We start from the raw sequence: 14693 nt of genomic DNA, 5'->3' as shown, positions 1-14693 counted from the left end.
TCCTTCCTAAAGCTGGCCAATGATTGGCATTCAGGTCAGTGCATTCACTATCGACCACACCCCGTTTTCCGATACGAGTTTTTTATCGCAATTGAAGGAGCTGGCGTCATTTTCATGACCAGGCAGGGCAATTATCACGATCTGGCCTTCGTTACGAAGCTGTTCGATTTTCTTTTCTAGCGTTCTGTCCTCCTTTATGAACGGGGCCAGAATTCCTCTGGGATAAGAGTCCGAGGGCATCAAACCAGATAACTCCCGCAGGTCCATGCTGAAACCTGTTGCGGGCCGCGCTCTCCCGAATGCCTTTCCAACTTCATCGTAGCGTCCACCCACTGCGATTGCATTGGGACAGTTGTCGGTATATGCGGCAAAGACCATGCCGCTGTGGTAGTGATATCCGCGCAAGTCGGCGAGATCGAATGCCAATGTATCCACAAGGGGGCCCAGTTCGCCCGCTACCATTTCGAGCTCGTCCAGCGCTCCCATGATTTCGGGGTAGGGCGGGAGGGCGCTGCGGGCCAATGTCAACACATTCTCGTCTCCGTAGAGCTCGGGTAGCAGCAGGAGCGCCTCTCGCACCGAGGCATCCACCCGTTTTTTCAGCCCGGCGCAGAGTTCCTTCAATGCTGCCTTATCTTTCCCCTGCAAGGCGCCGGACAATTCCATTTCCAGGGCAGGTGAGATATCTGTACTTCTGATCAAGCCGCGAAATACCGCGACATGGCCGAGATCGAGGTGTATGTTTCCCACACCGGCGATTGCGAGAGATTGCAGCATCAGGCGTTGGATTTCCAGATCGCTTTCAAGTCCCTGATGGCCGTAAAGTTCCGCGCCGATCTGCAACGGTTCCCGGGTCCGGGTCAGGCCCGACGGCCGCGCGTGCAGCACGCTGCCCGCATAACAAAGCCGCGTGATGCCCTTCCGGTTCAGAAGGTGTGCATCGATGCGAGCCACCTGTGGCGTCATGTCCGCGCGCAAACCCATCATGCGGCCGCTCAGTTGATCAACCACTTTAAGCACGCGCAAATTCATTTGCCTCCCGCTACCAGTGAGAAGCGATTCCACATATTCCAGCAACGGCGGCCCTACAAGTTCGTAGCCGTTCACGAACAACCAGTCCAATACCCGCCGGCGCATCATTTCTATCTTCAGCGCTTCGGCGGGCAGAATGTCCTCAATATATTCGGGAAGAGCCCATGCACTCGGGGTCATAATCAAGACAGGATAAAGGCAGGTATGGAGGGTATGGAAAGAACTATTTCACAAGATAGAGCAGGAGCAACCCGACCAGCATGGAGGTCAGGCCGATAAAACGTATCTGGTTGTCGCCGGCTTCGGTCAGTTTTCTGAAAGCCTCACGCCATGCACCGGGCATCAGAAAGGGAAGCAGTCCCTCAAGCACCAGCATCAGGGCAAAGGCCATTAACAGAGTGTCCCACATATTGAAATAACCCAAGCAGACCGGACGCCTACTGCGTCAGGCGACACCGAAGCAGGTGCCGGGTCGGGAATTCGCTGGAGAAATCGTCAGGAATCACCGCTCTATGTGGGATCATTTACAGCGTGGGAAAAGACTGCAGAAGCGAGGGGCGATATTCGACCGGCCATGGAATTACTCTGTCGATAGCTCTGAAGCAGCCAGCCGTACTCCCGGACAGCTGCTTCATCCGAATGAGCTATTTACTGGCACCTCTATTTCCCTCCTCGCCCCGAGTTCTTCATATACTTGAAAAACTCGGAGTTCGGTTCCAGTACCATGATATCACTCTTGTTTTTAAAGCTTTGTTTGTAGGCGTCGAGGCTGCGATAAAAAGAATAGAATTCCGGATTCGACTCGAAGGCGCTAGCATAGATACTCGACGCTTTCGCATCGCCTTCACCCTTTGTTTCCTGGGCTTTCCGGTAGGCTTCAGCAAGAATGACCTCGCGCTGGCGATCCGCATCGGCGCGAATCTTCTCAGATTCCGCAGCGCCGGTCGAACGCAGTTCATTCGCCACACGTTTCCGCTCGGCTTCCATTCTACGGTAGACCGATTCACTTACTTCCTGCGGCAGGTCTACTCTCTTCAAACGAACGTCTACGACTTCCACTCCGATTTTACGCGCATCCGCATCGGCCTTTTGCCGCATGATTTCCATGATTTTGTCGCGCTCGCCGGACACGACGTCATGTACTGTCCGATTACCGAATTCATCGCGCAAGCTTGAGTTGACTGTTTGCGACAGGCGCGTCTGGGCGAGCATCTCGTCCCCGCGCACGCTGACATAGTACTGCTTGACGTCCACGATACGCCACTTCACGAACAGATCCACCAGAACGTTCTTTTTTTCGGATGTTATGAAGCGTTCCGGCTCGGCGGTATCCATAGTCAGAATGCGCGAGTCAAAGTAACGCACGTTCTGCGCCACCGGGATTTTGAAATAAAGGCCCGGAGATGTCTTTACATCCACCACTTCACCCAACTGGAACAGGATTGCCTGCTGCCGCTGGTCGACTATATACAGTGACGAGCTTGCCACAAGAAACAGGACGATAAGGACAGCCAATAACATTGGGGTATAGTTTTTCACTTATCTTGTCTCCCGTTCGCGGCCACGAAATGCTTCCCGGGTGCGGGTAGCAGCGTCTGCGGCAGGTTCCGGCGGCGACGCAGGCTGTGTCTCCGGCACTGTGCCAGACGAGGAAGAAGGTCCGCTCATATGAATCAGCTTGTCCAACGGCAGATAAAGCAGGCTATTGCCATTTTTCTGGTCCACGATAATTTTGCTGGTGTTGGAAAGCACCTGTTCCATCATATCCAGATAAAGCCGATCCCGTGTCACGCCCGGCGCCTTGCTGTATTCAACGAGAACCTGCCTGAAGCGGCTCGCCTCACCTTCGGAACTCGCAATCACCCGTTGCTTGTATCCCTCAGCCTCTTCGAGGAGGCGGGCCGCATTACCTTTGGCCTTCGGAATCACATCATTCGCATAGGCCTGGCCTTCGTTTTTCTGCCGTTCCCTATCCTGTCCGGCTTTGACTGCGTCATCGAACGCTGCCTGTACCTGTTCGGGGGGTTGGGCATTCTGCATCGTCACCTTGCTGATGGCGATGCCGATCTTGTAGCGGTCAAGGATGTCCTGCATCAGCTCCGTGGCTTTTGCCGCCACCTGTTCACGCCCCTCATAGAGCACGAAGTCCATCTTGCTCTTTCCGATGATTTCCCGTATCGCGGTTTCCGCTGCCTGTAGCACGGCGTTCTCGGGGTCACGATTGGTGAACAGGAACTCCTCCGGATTTTTCAGGATGTATTGCACGGCGAACTGGATATCGATGATGTTCTCGTCGTCGGTCAACATGAGCGACTCCTTCAGCACCTTGCTCCGGACATTGTTACGATAGCCGATTTCAACAGTCCGCACCTGGCTTACGTTAACGGGTTCAACGATCTCGACAGGATAGGGCAAATGCCACCGCAAGCCCGCCTGCGTACTCTCCACATATTTTCCAAATCGCAACACGATGCCCCGCTGGCCTTCATTGACGATATAAAATCCGCTTCCTATCCACAGCAGCAGAAGCAATCCCGCAAGCAGCCCTATGCCGCCGCCGTATCTTTTGGGACTGGCCGGAGGACCGCCTTCACCACCTGCGGAATTGTCACGCCTTCCTCCACCCTTGCCCTTCAACAGATTGTTGAGCTTCTTGTTAAAATTGCGCCACAACTGATCCAGATCGGGTGGACCGGAATTGCCTTTTTTTCTTCCCCACTGAGGATCATTTAATCCCATGATGATTCCTATTTTTGTGTTTAATGGAGCAGCCCATCAAACTCTACCGTGAAAAACCCCGAATCAGGTTTGTGGAAAGCAAAAATTGCTGCATTATTCGACATTCAGTGATACCCGCTCGTTATATCCCGGGCTTCCGGCTGATTATCGGACTCTCGTAAAGCCGTCCGCTCCCCGAGTGCTTCGGACAATGCCAGATTGATAAACTCCAGCCCTTCGCCGGTTTTGGCGCTCAATCGAACCTGTACGATTCTACCATACTCATCCCGCTGGTAACCCGGGGAGCTTGCCGGCAAGTCGATCAGGTCTGTCTTGTTCAGCACCAATATCTGTGGAATGCGGTCAGCGCCGATTTCCTTCAGCACCTTGTTGACTTCCTCAATCTGTTCGCTGCGATTGGAGCTGCCGGCATCCACGACGTGGAGCAACAAATCTGCTTGCACCGTTTCTTCCAGTGTCGCCCGGAATGCTGCCACCAGCGTGTGCGGCAGAGCCCGAATGAAGCCCACCGTGTCGGAAAGTACGAGCGGACCGCGGCCCGCGATAAACAGCTTGCGGGTGGTGGCATCCAGGGTTGCAAACAACTGGTCAGCGACATAGGTGTGGGCGCGAGTGAGTCTATTGAAAAGAGTGGATTTGCCGGCATTGGTATAACCGACCAAAGAAACCGACATCACTTGCGCACGCTGTCTGGCGCGCCGTTGCAAGGCTCTTTGGCGCTCGAACTTAGCGAGCTTTTCTTTCAGCACCTTGACACGTTTTCCGAGCAGGCGTCGATCGGTTTCCAACTGTGTTTCACCAGGGCCGCGCAGGCCGATACCGCCCTTCTGCCGTTCCAGGTGCGTCCAGCCTCGCACCAGCCGGGTGGCCAGATGTTCGAGCTGGGCAAGTTCCACCTGCAACTTTCCTTCGTGACTCTTTGCGCGCTGCGCGAAAATGTCCAGGATAAGGCTCGTACGATCGATGACCCGCCGCCCGAACCGCTGCTCCAGGTTACGCTGTTGGGCAGGCGAAAGATCATGATTGAAAATAACCAGCGAAGCGCCAGTCTGCTCCACTGCGCTCATTATTTCGTCAACTTTCCCGCTGCCTGCGAAAGTCGCCGGATCCGGACGAAGCCGCTTCCCCAGTACTACAGCGGAAATTGCAAGGCAATCACTGGCGGCCAATTGCCGTAATTCTTCGAGGTTTTCTGCGGAGTCGCTGTCATTTAGATCAAGGCTTACCAGAACAGCAGAATCAACAGCGGCATGAGTGTTGGGCGCGTTCCCACTAGAGGAATCAAGCATCAGATATAGGGGGCGCCTCAAATGGAATGTTGACAGCTCTCGCGGGGACTACCGTAGAAATTGCGTGTTTGTAGACCATCTGGGTGACGGTATTCTTCAACAGCACTACATACTGATCGAATGAATCGATGTGTCCCTGCAATTTGATTCCATTTACCAGATAAATCGAAACCGGAATATGTTCCTTCCGCAAGGTATTTAGAAACGGGTCTTGTAACAATTGCCCTTTAGCGCTCATACGTGACTCCGTGTTGTAATTATTCAAAAAATAAACTCTACTTGATTTTGAAGCGTAAATCCATATTCCTGCTGAGGGCGGCTGAAGGTCGAATCGGGCAGGTATAAAGAGAGTTATAGGCTAGTTTGCGCCTATTTCCAATATAAATATTCCGCCAGCTATCAGATACGCCATTGCCGAACCTTATCCGGACTGTATAGCAGCCCGGATAAGGTTCGAGCCCTGTTTTCCCTGCCGATGAACAGAGGCCTCTCGCCGATCAATCGAAGGGATGAGGTTTGGGTGTATCCTTGGTCGAGGGGGGAAGAATAGGCAAAGTGAGATGCGGTTGCTTGCCGGTCAATGTCTTCAGAAATGCCACGATTTTGGCATTCTCGTCCTTGGTGAAATTGCGTCCCAATTGTATCCGGCCCATGGTATTCACCGCATCTTCCAGAGTCGCCGCGGCCCCGTCATGGAAATAGGGATAGGTCAGTTCCACATTTCGCAATGTAGGCACCTTGAAGAACAGACGGTCCTCCTCCTTGCCGGTCACGGCAAAACGGCCTTCAGCCTTGCTCTGAGTTTTATAGGCTTCACGTACGCCCATTTTCTGGAACGACGCGCCGCCTACGGCAGGTCCATTGTGGCAACCGGTGCAACCCGCGTCCTTGAACAGCTTGTATCCTTCCAGCTCCGTCTTGTTGATGGCGTTCTTGTCGCCTCTGAGCCATTTGTCGAAACGGGAATCCGGCGTTACCAGTGTTTCTTCGAAGGCAGCGATCGCGTCCGTTACCATGCCTATATCGAGCTTGTCCGAACTGTATATCTGCTTGAAGCGCGCCCTGTACTGGGGAATGGATTGCAGGACGCCTACTGCCAATTCATGGCTGAATCCCATTTCCCCCGGATTGGCAATGGGACCGCCTGCCTGATCCTTCAGGTCCTTAGCGCGGCCGTCCCAGAATTGGGCCAGACTCAGGCTGGAGTTCAGTACCGTGGGCGAATTGATCGGACCCTGATGCCATTTGTGGCCAATGGATGATGGGAGATTGTCGGATCCACCCATGCTCAGGTTATGACAGGAGTTGCACGAGATGAAGCCGGATTTGGAAAGGCGGGGATCAAAAAAAAGCATTTTGCCCAGTTCTACCTTATTTTCATTCTTGGGCTTGGCTGCCTCGATCGGTTGTATGGGTTCGTCCGCGGCAGCGGCCAGGGCAGGCGGAGCGGCAATCGTTCCAGCAGCTAGCAGCGACGTTATTAATGCCCGCAATATCATTGTAATCTCCTAAAAACTCGGCTGTAGTGGCGCAGCCGGTTACGCCTACATCGGAAAACTGAGGGCAGGGCTATCAGCCAGCTGAGGATGGGCGCAACTGTTCGCGAGTATATCCGATAGCCGCAATATCAATATTAAAGGCAGTGTGTAAACAGCTAACAGCTTTGCTGTCAGCTGCCTGATACGCATCAGTTCCCGTTGCGGCGGCAGTGGCACCTCTGGCGGTGGTACTGCAACGCGCTGTTGCAATGCGGTTGCTTATTCGGACTGCTTGGCAGTGCTGCCTGCGAGCTGCCCGCTGGCGGAATAGTCGTATTTTTCATATCCACTGTACCCGCAGGGAACAGGCGGACGATTCAGCAGACGTGCCAGTTCCGTCAGTGCCTGGCAGTAAACCTGGCGTTTAAACTCGACTACCGACTCCAACTCTACCCAGTACTGATTCCACCGCCACGCGTCAAATTCAGGACGTCCGTTGGTGTGGAGCGAAACGTCGCAATCACTTCCCAACATGCGCAGCAGATACCATATCTGTTTCTGCCCCCGGTAATTTCCCCGCCAGTCGCGCTTTATCCATTGAGCAGGTACATCGTATCGGAGCCAGTCGCGGGTGCGGCCGAGGATTTGCACGTGCCAGGGGCGCAAGCCTACTTCCTCAGTCAATTCACGATACATTGCTTGTTCCGGACTTTCGCCGGGCTTGATACCTCCCTGAGGAAATTGCCAGGAATCCTGTCTGATGCGCTTGCCCCAAAATACCTCGTTCTTCGAATTGAGTAGAATGATTCCTACATTTGAGCGATATCCATTACGGTCGATCATATGATTCACCCATTTGATCCTTCACGATAGGGTTAGATTTTTCCACATTTCGGGCCGGATTGAAAGCTGTCGCTGATTGGGGGTACTGGAGGAGTGGCAACTGCATTATTGTTTGAACACTTTGCTTTTCGGATTTCTCATGGTCAACCTGCGCTGCTTTTCAGAGTAAAATCGGAGATTGGATTTGTTATGGACAGGATATGCGAGCCTCAGGTTTTTTTATTTCGACACTCAAGGAAGCGCCCGCCGAAGCGGAATTGATCAGTCACAGGCTGATGCTGAGGGCAGGTCTCATCCGCCGCCTGGGAAGCGGTCTCTACACATGGATGCCGCTTGGCTTGAAGGTTCTGCGCAAAGTCGAAGACATCGTGCGGGAGGAAATGGATGCGGCGGGGGCACTGGAACTGCTGATGCCGGCCGTGCAGCCTGCGGAGCTATGGCGGGAGACAGGGCGATGGGATGTCTTTGGCCCCCAGATGTTGAAAATCAGGGATAGACACGAGCGCGATTTCTGTTTTGGTCCAACCCATGAGGAAGTCATCACGGATATTGCACGGCGTGAAATCAAGAGTTACCGGCAGTTACCCCTTAATTTTTATCAGATACAAACCAAATTTCGCGACGAGGTTCGCCCCCGCTTCGGCGTCATGCGCGCGCGCGAATTCGTGATGAAAGATGCCTATTCGTTCCACACCGATATCCACAGCCTGGAAGAAACCTATCAGGCGATGCATGTGGTCTATTGCCGGATATTCGATCGCCTGGGACTGAGATTTCGCCCGGTCAAGGCCGATACGGGTGCGATTGGTGGCAGCAGTTCGCACGAATTTCATGTCCTGGCCGATTCCGGCGAAGACGCCATCGCTTTTTGTCCCGATTCCGATTACGCAGCGAACGTTGAAATGGCCGAGTCGTTGCCACCGGCAGCATCGCCGGGACCTGCCGCGGGCGAGATGCGGAAAGTGCGAACCACCGCCAAAAAGACCTGCGAAGAGATTGCCGCCTGTCTTGATGTTTCCATCGAACAGACGGTAAAAACGCTGGCGGTCGTGGCCAATGGCCGAATGTATCTTCTGCTGCTGCGTGGCGATCACCATCTCAATGAGACAAAGGTTCGAAAGATTCCTTTTCTTTCCGATTTCCGGCTTGCCAACGAAGAAGAAATTCGCACCGAAACCGGCTGTATTCCCGGATTTATCAGCCCGGTCGGATTGCCTCTTCCGGTTATCGTGGACCGTACCGTAGCGGTCATGAGTAATTTCGTGTGTGGCGCCAATGAAGAGGATTATCACCTCGTCAACGTCAATTTCGGGCGTGATCTGAAAGAGCCGGATCATGTTTTCGATATTCGCAACGTGGTTTCCGGCGACTTGTCGCCGGACGGAAAGGGTGAACTGGAAATCTGCCGCGGGATAGAAGTCGGCCACATTTTCCAATTGCTCACAAAGTATTCGGAAGCGATGAAAGCCAGTTATCTCGATGAATCCGGGCAATCGCGCCCCATGGAAATGGGCTGCTACGGGATCGGGGTTTCACGCATTGTGGCAGCCGCCATCGAGCAGAACCATGACGAGCGCGGCATTATATTTCCCGCAGCAATGGCGCCATTCCAGGTGGTCATCATTCCGATCGGGTTGAAGAAGAATGCAGAGGTGAGGGCTGAGGCGGAGAAACTATACGTGGCGCTTTCCAGCGCCAGCATCGAAGTTCTGCTCGACGACCGGGATGACCGCCCCGGCGTAATGTTCGCCGATATGGAACTGATCGGTATTCCTCACCGGGTTGTCGTCGGCGAGCGAGGCTTGAAGGAAGGAAATGCCGAGTACCGGGGGCGGCGCGACGAAAAATCCGTGGTCATCCCGCTTCCTGAGATTGCAGATTTTATTAAATCAAAACTGGCTGGCGGTTGATGGCTGAATCTTCCCGCCTTGCCGTTCTGGAACTGGCGCTCGACAGTCTGATTCTGGGCTGATTCCAGTACGGCAAGGCCGGGCAGTCATTGTCCGACGGGACCTGACTACTAGCGATCTCCTTTTTGCTGTGCTTTTCCAGCCGGCTGGGAACTGGGGATCTTCGAATTCTCACGCATGAATTCTTCCAATGCTTCGCGGGACACAATTCCGATCTTATAAACTGCCGGCTTTCCTTCGGGATCGAAAACATAGGTAGTCGGCAGCATGGATACCGGGCCGATCTGGCGTGCCAGTTCCTGATCCCCGAGCACGATGGGGTAGGTCACTGAAAGCCGTTTCGCAAGTTTGAGCACAACGTCCGGGTTACGATAATCCAGGGCCACGCCGATCACCATTACGTCTTTTTTCCGACTTTCATAGAGGGAGACGAGATCAGGAATTTCCTTCAAGCATGGGGGGCACCATGTGGCCCAGAAATTTACCAGCACCCATTTCCCCTTGAAGTCGGAAAGGGTCAGTTTCTTTCCGGTATGATCGGTAAAGGTAAAACCATAGGCCTGTGCGACCGGCACTGCTGAAAGCATGAAGTATAAACAGAACCGGTAAAGCAGAATACTCAAATGGCATCTTTTCGCATGACGTCGTTTCATTTTTCCAACAACTCTCCTAACCTTTGCTAAGCTAACATTTCTGGGGGTGGTTCGGTTTCGCGGAGGCAAAAAGTTGCGACAGCGGAAGCCCCATTTTCTCATCGATCCCTACAGCAATATCATCGAGTAGCTGCTCCAGCCTGGTATCGCCTCCTGCTGCACTCCGCAGTGCTTCGGGACGAAACGCAAACAGGCGGTAGACATCGGCAATCCGGATTTCGGCAGGGTCAAGTATTTGAACCCACCCTCCCCCCTGAACCTGCCGCACGAAATTGGCTTTCATCATGAGCTCCAGTATCCGTTCTACTTCTTCGGGACTTAGCAGCAGCAGCTGCTGCAAGCTGGAGGCAGTTTCAACTTTGCCTGCCTTCAGCGCCTTTCCAAGTACCCCCAATAAACGCAATGCATCAAAAAACTGCTTACCCCTGGCCTTCGGGTCATCGCGCCACTCGCGAAAACGCCAGCTTGAAAGGGATGCGGCAATAACCGCCCCGAGCAGCACCATCAACCACGAAAGATAAAGCCATAGCAGGAAAATGGGAATAGTCGCAAAGGTGCCATATACTGTCTGATAAGTCGGGAATCGGGTGATGTAGAACGCGAAGCCTGCCTTCATTATCTCGAATCCTATCGCCGCAGCCACACCGCCCGCTATCGCATGCTGCCATGCTACCTGGCGATTCGGCACGATGAGATAGGAAGTCGAGAAGGCAATACTCGTCAACACGAGCGGACCCAACCGCAAAAGCATGATATCCCCACCCGGAATATCGCGGGTAAATCCCATGGAGGCGGTCATCAGCCAGGACGTAAGCGACAGGCTTGCGCCGATCAATAAGGGGCCAATCGTCAGAACGGACCAATATATCAGGAGGCGATGCAGCAGCGGGCGCAGGCGGGATACTCGCCAGATGCTGTTGAGCGCTTCGTCTATGGTGAGCATGAGTGCAAGCGCGGTTACGCCCAGGAAGGCGATGCCGATCGCGGTCAGCTTGGCCGCATTATCGGCAAATTGCTGCATGTACACCGAGATGACCTTGTTTGCCGCTTCAGGCACCATAGTGGTGAGAATGAATTCCTTTATCCGGTCTGAAAATTCGGCGAATGCGGGAAATGCCGCCACCATCGATAACCCGATCGCGAGCAGCGGTACCAGCGAAAGCAGGGTGGTGAAGGTAAGACTGCTCGCAATCTGGGTGCAGTTGTGCTGGAAAAAGCGCACAAGGACATAGTGCATGAAATCGACGGGAGGTACGGATTTCATTACTTTCGTGACAGGTCGTGAGGATTGAGAGAAAAGCTCCACGCGCAGCCCCAATTTGGAGGCAGAACAGACGGTTCCAGTTTGTCCTGCCGCGTTCTTCAACGTTTCTACACTTGCGGGTGCGCCCGCTCCAGCTTGCTGTGCAGCTTGTTGAGCGCGCTGAGATACGCCTTGGCGGAGGCGACGACAATGTCCGTATCGGCGCCGTTGCCGTTGACGATGCGGCCTGACTTCTGCAGCCGGACCGTGACCTCGCCCTGGGAATCGGTGCCGCTGGTGATCGCATTGACGGAGTAGAGCTGCAACTCCACGCCGCTGTTCAGTATCTTTTCGATGGCGCGGAAAGTGGCGTCCACTGGTCCGCTTCCATCCGACTCTGCATGGGATTCCCTGCCTTCTTCACCGATTACTATACTGGCATGGGGAGTTTCACCGGTTTCGCTGTGCGCAGTCAGTGACAGGAGCTTGTAATGTTCCTGCAGGGCGGTGGCGTCATCGGAAACCAGGGCATGCAGGTCTTCATCGAAAATATCATGCTTCTTGTCCGCCAGCTCCTTGAAGCGCATGAAAGTGGCATTAAGGACTTCTTCCGATTCCAGCTCGATCCCGAGCTCTGCCAGCCGGCTGCGGAAGGCGTTGCGTCCCGAATGCTTGCCCAGCAGCAATTTGTTTGCCCCCCAGCCGACATCCTCCGCTCGCATGATTTCGTATGTTTCGCGGTGTTTCAATACGCCGTCCTGGTGTATCCCGGATTCGTGTGCGAATGCGTTTGCGCCCACAATTGCCTTGTTCGGCTGTACCGGAAATCCGGTAATGCCCGAAACCAGCTTGCTTGCGGGGACGATATGGACAGTATCGATGCGGGTATCACAAGGAAAGAAATCCTGGCGGGTGCGAACGGCCATGACGATCTCCTCCAGGGAGGCATTGCCTGCGCGCTCGCCCAGTCCGTTTATCGTGCATTCGACCTGACGCGCTCCGTTCATCACTGCCGATAACGAATTGGCCACTGCCAGTCCAAGATCATTATGGCAGTGCACCGAGAATATGACTTTATCCGAATTGGGAATCCTCTCGCGGAGGGTACGGATGAGTTCTCCGAATTGCTGGGGCATGGTATAGCCGACTGTATCGGGAATATTCACAGTCCCCGCTCCGGCATCGATGACCGCTTCGAGCACACGGCAAAGAAAGGTGATGTCAGAGCGCCCGGCATCCTCAGGGGAGAATTCGACGTCATCGGTGTATTGGCGCGCCCATTTCACCGCTTTCACCGCCTGTTCCACCACCTGCTCGGGGGACATGCGCAGTTTCTTTTCCATGTGAATCGGTGAAGTGGCGATAAAGGTGTGGATACGCGCCGAACTGGCTCCCTGCAATGCTTCGCCTGCACGCCTGACATCGCCTTCGGTTGCGCGCGCAAGGCCGCATATGGTGCTGCCCTTGATTGCATCCGCTACGGCTTTTACCGCTTCGAAATCGCCATTCGAGGCAGCTGGGAAACCCGCTTCAATGACATCAACCCGCATTCGTTCCAGTTGTCGAGCGATGCGCACTTTTTCCTCCCTCGTCATGGAGGCGCCCGGGCTTTGCTCGCCGTCACGCAAGGTGGTATCAAAAATGATGAGATGGTCTTTCAATTGTTTCTCCGTTTTCAGAAAGAATACTCGAACTCTGATAGGGAATCCAGGAACGGATTCCATCGATAAAAACTGGTAAAGGCTTGAGGGAGGTCGGTAATTAGCGCGCGAGGCGCAGCAGCGGTCTTGCAAGAAGCTGCAGGCGGGGCTGAAGGCAGAATGGAATGGACTGAACGAAGTTTGCGATGTGCATGTCCCAAATATAAAGGGTTTCCGGAACGCGTGCAATAGAGAAATTGAATGCTATATTGAAACTGACCGACATTGAAACTGACCGGTTGACTCTCCAGGAATGGCCCCAGGAATTTTCGATGCTTGTGAATGAATAAGAACTTTGTAAATAAGAACTTTGGGGGAGGACCAAATTTCAGTCGTCGCCGAATCGCTGCGGGTCTTGTGATTGTGCTCGCCATGGGCGCATGCGATTCGACAGAACAGGGGCATGTAAAGGGGGTAACCGGCCACTTGCCGGATTTGAGTTTTTCCCTCACTTCCGACAAGGGGCAGCCGGTTACAGCCAAGACATATGAAGGAAAAGTATTGCTGATGTATTTTGGATTTACACATTGCCGGGAAGAGTGCCCGATTTCCATGGCGCGTCTCATGCGTGTAATGCATCTCCTGGGGGCAGACGCAGATCGGGCGCATATCCTCTTTGTAACCGTGGACCCGAATCGGGACGCCCCTGGGGAATTGCGCCGTTATCTGATGCAATTCGATATCGAGCAGGCGACAGGATTGACCGGCAGTCCGGATGAAATCGGACGGCTTGCAAAACGATACCGCAACGCGTACCGGCCGCACTTCCCCCCTGGTGGAGACGGCGACATCATGCATGGCGATGCGGTCTATATATTTGACACACAAGGCCGCGCCCGCCTGCTGGCAACCTCCGCCGATCCAGAAGAGACTCTGGCGCAAGACCTGCGGGACTTGCTTCCTGCCTGAAAAACTTCTCCGGTCAGTAACGGACATCAATTGTAATGGAATGGTTTTACTGGCTGGTGCCTTGGGAAGAGTCTATTCTGGTGGTTGCCGCCACTGGTAGCGCAGCTCTTTTTTTTCTGAGAGGCTGTGCTGTAGCTCGCCCCTGGCTTCATCGCAAATTGTGCTTCTGGGGTGGATTAAGCCTGGTATATCTCGTTTCTCACACCCAGCTCGATTATTATTCTCAGCATCAGTTTTTCATTCACCGGCTTCAGCATCTTGCATTGCATCATCTCGGGCCTTTTCTGATTATATTGAGCAGGCCATGCCCGGTTCTTCTTGGGGGCATGCCGTCAAGGATGAGGCAGGCATTTCATCTGATGGCGGGATGGAAGCCGGTTCAATATCTCGCCCACATCCTGTGCAATCCTGTCGTCGCCGTCACACTGTTCAGCATGCTCATCGGTTTCTGGCTGTTGCCCTCGATTCATTTTACGGCGATGATCGATTGGCGTCTCTACCGTGTGATGAACTGGAGCATGTTTCTCAGCGGATTGATTTTCTGGGGACTGGTCTTGACTCCCGGTCCGGTCAGATTGTCGCCTGGCTCTCGCATTGGCATGATGCTTGCCATAATTCCGCCTCAAATTGTCATTGGCGCCATCATTTTCTTTACTTCTCACGAGTTGTATCCGATCTACACCATTTGCGGGCGTGCTATTGGCGGTATCAACGCCCTTGCGGATCAGCAGATCGGGGGCATCATTCTGTGGATACACGGTGCGATGATGAGCGCGGTCGGGATTCTGGTTGTCATCCTGCGTGAATTGATGCTTGCAGAATATCCGAAGAACGGACAGAAGGTAGCATAAACCTCTGCTTTCCTTTTCTTTCCTATTTCTGGACGGGTAGAAACAA

14 protein-coding genes are annotated in these 14693 nt (G+C 53.8%); 3 read left to right on the top strand and 11 right to left on the bottom strand.

Annotation, left to right across the window (positions count from 1 at the left end; all coding sequences use genetic code 11):
- Positions 1-30: 30 nt before the first annotated feature.
- The 8 genes from C8R21_RS00520 to C8R21_RS00485 all read right to left on the bottom strand — a co-directional run bounded on the left by C8R21_RS00520 (position 31) and on the right by C8R21_RS00485 (position 7381).
- Positions 31-1212, bottom strand: a complete 1182-nt coding sequence (locus C8R21_RS00520) for an ATP phosphoribosyltransferase regulatory subunit (RefSeq protein ID WP_107760943.1) — start codon at positions 1210-1212, stop codon at positions 31-33.
- 43 nt (positions 1213-1255) lie between these two features.
- Positions 1256-1441 carry a DUF2065 domain-containing protein gene (locus C8R21_RS00515; protein ID WP_011379805.1) on the bottom strand — a complete coding sequence of 62 codons (186 nt, stop codon included), beginning with the start codon at positions 1439-1441 and terminating at the stop codon, positions 1256-1258.
- Positions 1442-1692: 251 nt separating this feature from the next.
- Positions 1693-2553 carry a protease modulator HflC gene (gene hflC, locus C8R21_RS00510; protein ID WP_375135986.1) on the bottom strand — a complete coding sequence of 287 codons (861 nt, stop codon included), beginning with the start codon at positions 2551-2553 and terminating at the stop codon, positions 1693-1695.
- An 18-nt stretch (positions 2554-2571) separates the two neighbouring features.
- Positions 2572-3771, bottom strand: coding sequence for an FtsH protease activity modulator HflK (gene hflK, locus C8R21_RS00505; protein WP_107760941.1), 1200 nt, complete (start codon positions 3769-3771; stop codon positions 2572-2574).
- A 104-nt stretch (positions 3772-3875) separates the two neighbouring features.
- Positions 3876-5060 carry a GTPase HflX gene (gene hflX / locus C8R21_RS00500; protein ID WP_107760940.1) on the bottom strand — a complete coding sequence of 395 codons (1185 nt, stop codon included), beginning with the start codon at positions 5058-5060 and terminating at the stop codon, positions 3876-3878.
- Positions 5053-5298, bottom strand: a complete 246-nt coding sequence (gene hfq, locus C8R21_RS00495) for an RNA chaperone Hfq (protein WP_011379809.1) — start codon at positions 5296-5298, stop codon at positions 5053-5055. The genes hflX and hfq overlap by 8 nt, the downstream gene beginning before the upstream one ends.
- Before the next feature lie 259 nt (positions 5299-5557).
- The gene (locus C8R21_RS00490; RefSeq protein WP_107760939.1) at positions 5558-6559 is read right to left on the bottom strand and encodes a cytochrome-c peroxidase; all 1002 of its coding nucleotides are present in this window, start codon (positions 6557-6559) and stop codon (positions 5558-5560) included.
- A 258-nt stretch (positions 6560-6817) separates the two neighbouring features.
- Entirely contained in the window at positions 6818-7381 is a 564-nt protein-coding gene (locus C8R21_RS00485) for an RNA pyrophosphohydrolase (RefSeq protein WP_107761070.1), read from the bottom strand.
- A gap of 200 nt (positions 7382-7581) precedes the next feature.
- Here C8R21_RS00485 and C8R21_RS00480 point away from each other — a divergent pair, with 200 nt between their 5' ends.
- Complete coding sequence (locus tag C8R21_RS00480) at positions 7582-9291, top strand: proline--tRNA ligase (RefSeq protein ID WP_107760938.1); 1710 nt, start codon at positions 7582-7584, stop codon at positions 9289-9291.
- A gap of 110 nt (positions 9292-9401) precedes the next feature.
- Here C8R21_RS00480 and C8R21_RS00475 read toward each other — a convergent pair whose 3' ends face one another.
- The 3 genes from C8R21_RS00475 to C8R21_RS00465 form a co-directional block, all read right to left on the bottom strand.
- Positions 9402-9944, bottom strand: coding sequence for a TlpA family protein disulfide reductase (locus C8R21_RS00475; RefSeq protein WP_107760935.1), 543 nt, complete (start codon positions 9942-9944; stop codon positions 9402-9404).
- A 31-nt stretch (positions 9945-9975) separates the two neighbouring features.
- The gene (locus C8R21_RS00470) at positions 9976-11208 is read right to left on the bottom strand and encodes a YihY family inner membrane protein (RefSeq protein WP_258192172.1); all 1233 of its coding nucleotides are present in this window, start codon (positions 11206-11208) and stop codon (positions 9976-9978) included.
- A 107-nt stretch (positions 11209-11315) separates the two neighbouring features.
- Positions 11316-12848, bottom strand: coding sequence for a 2-isopropylmalate synthase (locus C8R21_RS00465; protein ID WP_107760933.1), 1533 nt, complete (start codon positions 12846-12848; stop codon positions 11316-11318).
- A 321-nt stretch (positions 12849-13169) separates the two neighbouring features.
- Between C8R21_RS00465 and C8R21_RS00460 the strand changes: the two genes are divergently transcribed.
- A complete protein-coding gene (locus tag C8R21_RS00460; protein ID WP_107760931.1) occupies positions 13170-13796 on the top strand; it encodes an SCO family protein in 627 nt (208 codons plus the stop codon).
- Positions 13797-13831: 35 nt separating this feature from the next.
- Complete coding sequence (locus C8R21_RS00455; RefSeq protein WP_107760930.1) at positions 13832-14647, top strand: cytochrome c oxidase assembly protein; 816 nt, start codon at positions 13832-13834, stop codon at positions 14645-14647.
- The last annotated feature ends 46 nt before the right edge of the window (positions 14648-14693 follow it).

This window comes from Nitrosospira multiformis (assembly GCF_003050865.1).
In the GTDB taxonomy this organism is placed as follows: domain Bacteria; phylum Pseudomonadota; class Gammaproteobacteria; order Burkholderiales; family Nitrosomonadaceae; genus Nitrosospira; species Nitrosospira multiformis_E.
This window is presented reverse-complemented; position numbering and strand designations above follow the sequence as displayed.

What these genes read in the sequence shown, in the direction of transcription:
- C8R21_RS00520 (WP_107760943.1), bottom strand. Translation starts at nt 1,212, where the DNA reads ATGACCCCGAGTGCATGGGCTCTTCCCGAATATATTGAGGACATTCTG.
- C8R21_RS00515 (WP_011379805.1), bottom strand. Translation starts at nt 1,441, where the DNA reads ATGTGGGACACTCTGTTAATGGCCTTTGCCCTGATGCTGGTGCTTGAG.
- hflC (WP_375135986.1), bottom strand. Translation starts at nt 2,553, where the DNA reads ATGTTATTGGCTGTCCTTATCGTCCTGTTTCTTGTGGCAAGCTCGTCA.
- hflK (WP_107760941.1), bottom strand. Translation starts at nt 3,771, where the DNA reads ATGGGATTAAATGATCCTCAGTGGGGAAGAAAAAAAGGCAATTCCGGT.
- hflX (WP_107760940.1), bottom strand. Translation starts at nt 5,060, where the DNA reads ATGCTTGATTCCTCTAGTGGGAACGCGCCCAACACTCATGCCGCTGTT.
- hfq (WP_011379809.1), bottom strand. Translation starts at nt 5,298, where the DNA reads ATGAGCGCTAAAGGGCAATTGTTACAAGACCCGTTTCTAAATACCTTG.
- C8R21_RS00490 (WP_107760939.1), bottom strand. Translation starts at nt 6,559, where the DNA reads ATGATATTGCGGGCATTAATAACGTCGCTGCTAGCTGCTGGAACGATT.
- C8R21_RS00485 (WP_107761070.1), bottom strand. Translation starts at nt 7,381, where the DNA reads ATGATCGACCGTAATGGATATCGCTCAAATGTAGGAATCATTCTACTC.
- C8R21_RS00480 (WP_107760938.1), top strand. Translation starts at nt 7,582, where the DNA reads ATGCGAGCCTCAGGTTTTTTTATTTCGACACTCAAGGAAGCGCCCGCC.
- C8R21_RS00475 (WP_107760935.1), bottom strand. Translation starts at nt 9,944, where the DNA reads ATGAAACGACGTCATGCGAAAAGATGCCATTTGAGTATTCTGCTTTAC.
- C8R21_RS00470 (WP_258192172.1), bottom strand. Translation starts at nt 11,208, where the DNA reads ATGAAATCCGTACCTCCCGTCGATTTCATGCACTATGTCCTTGTGCGC.
- C8R21_RS00460 (WP_107760931.1), top strand. Translation starts at nt 13,170, where the DNA reads ATGAATAAGAACTTTGTAAATAAGAACTTTGGGGGAGGACCAAATTTC.
- C8R21_RS00455 (WP_107760930.1), top strand. Translation starts at nt 13,832, where the DNA reads ATGGAATGGTTTTACTGGCTGGTGCCTTGGGAAGAGTCTATTCTGGTG.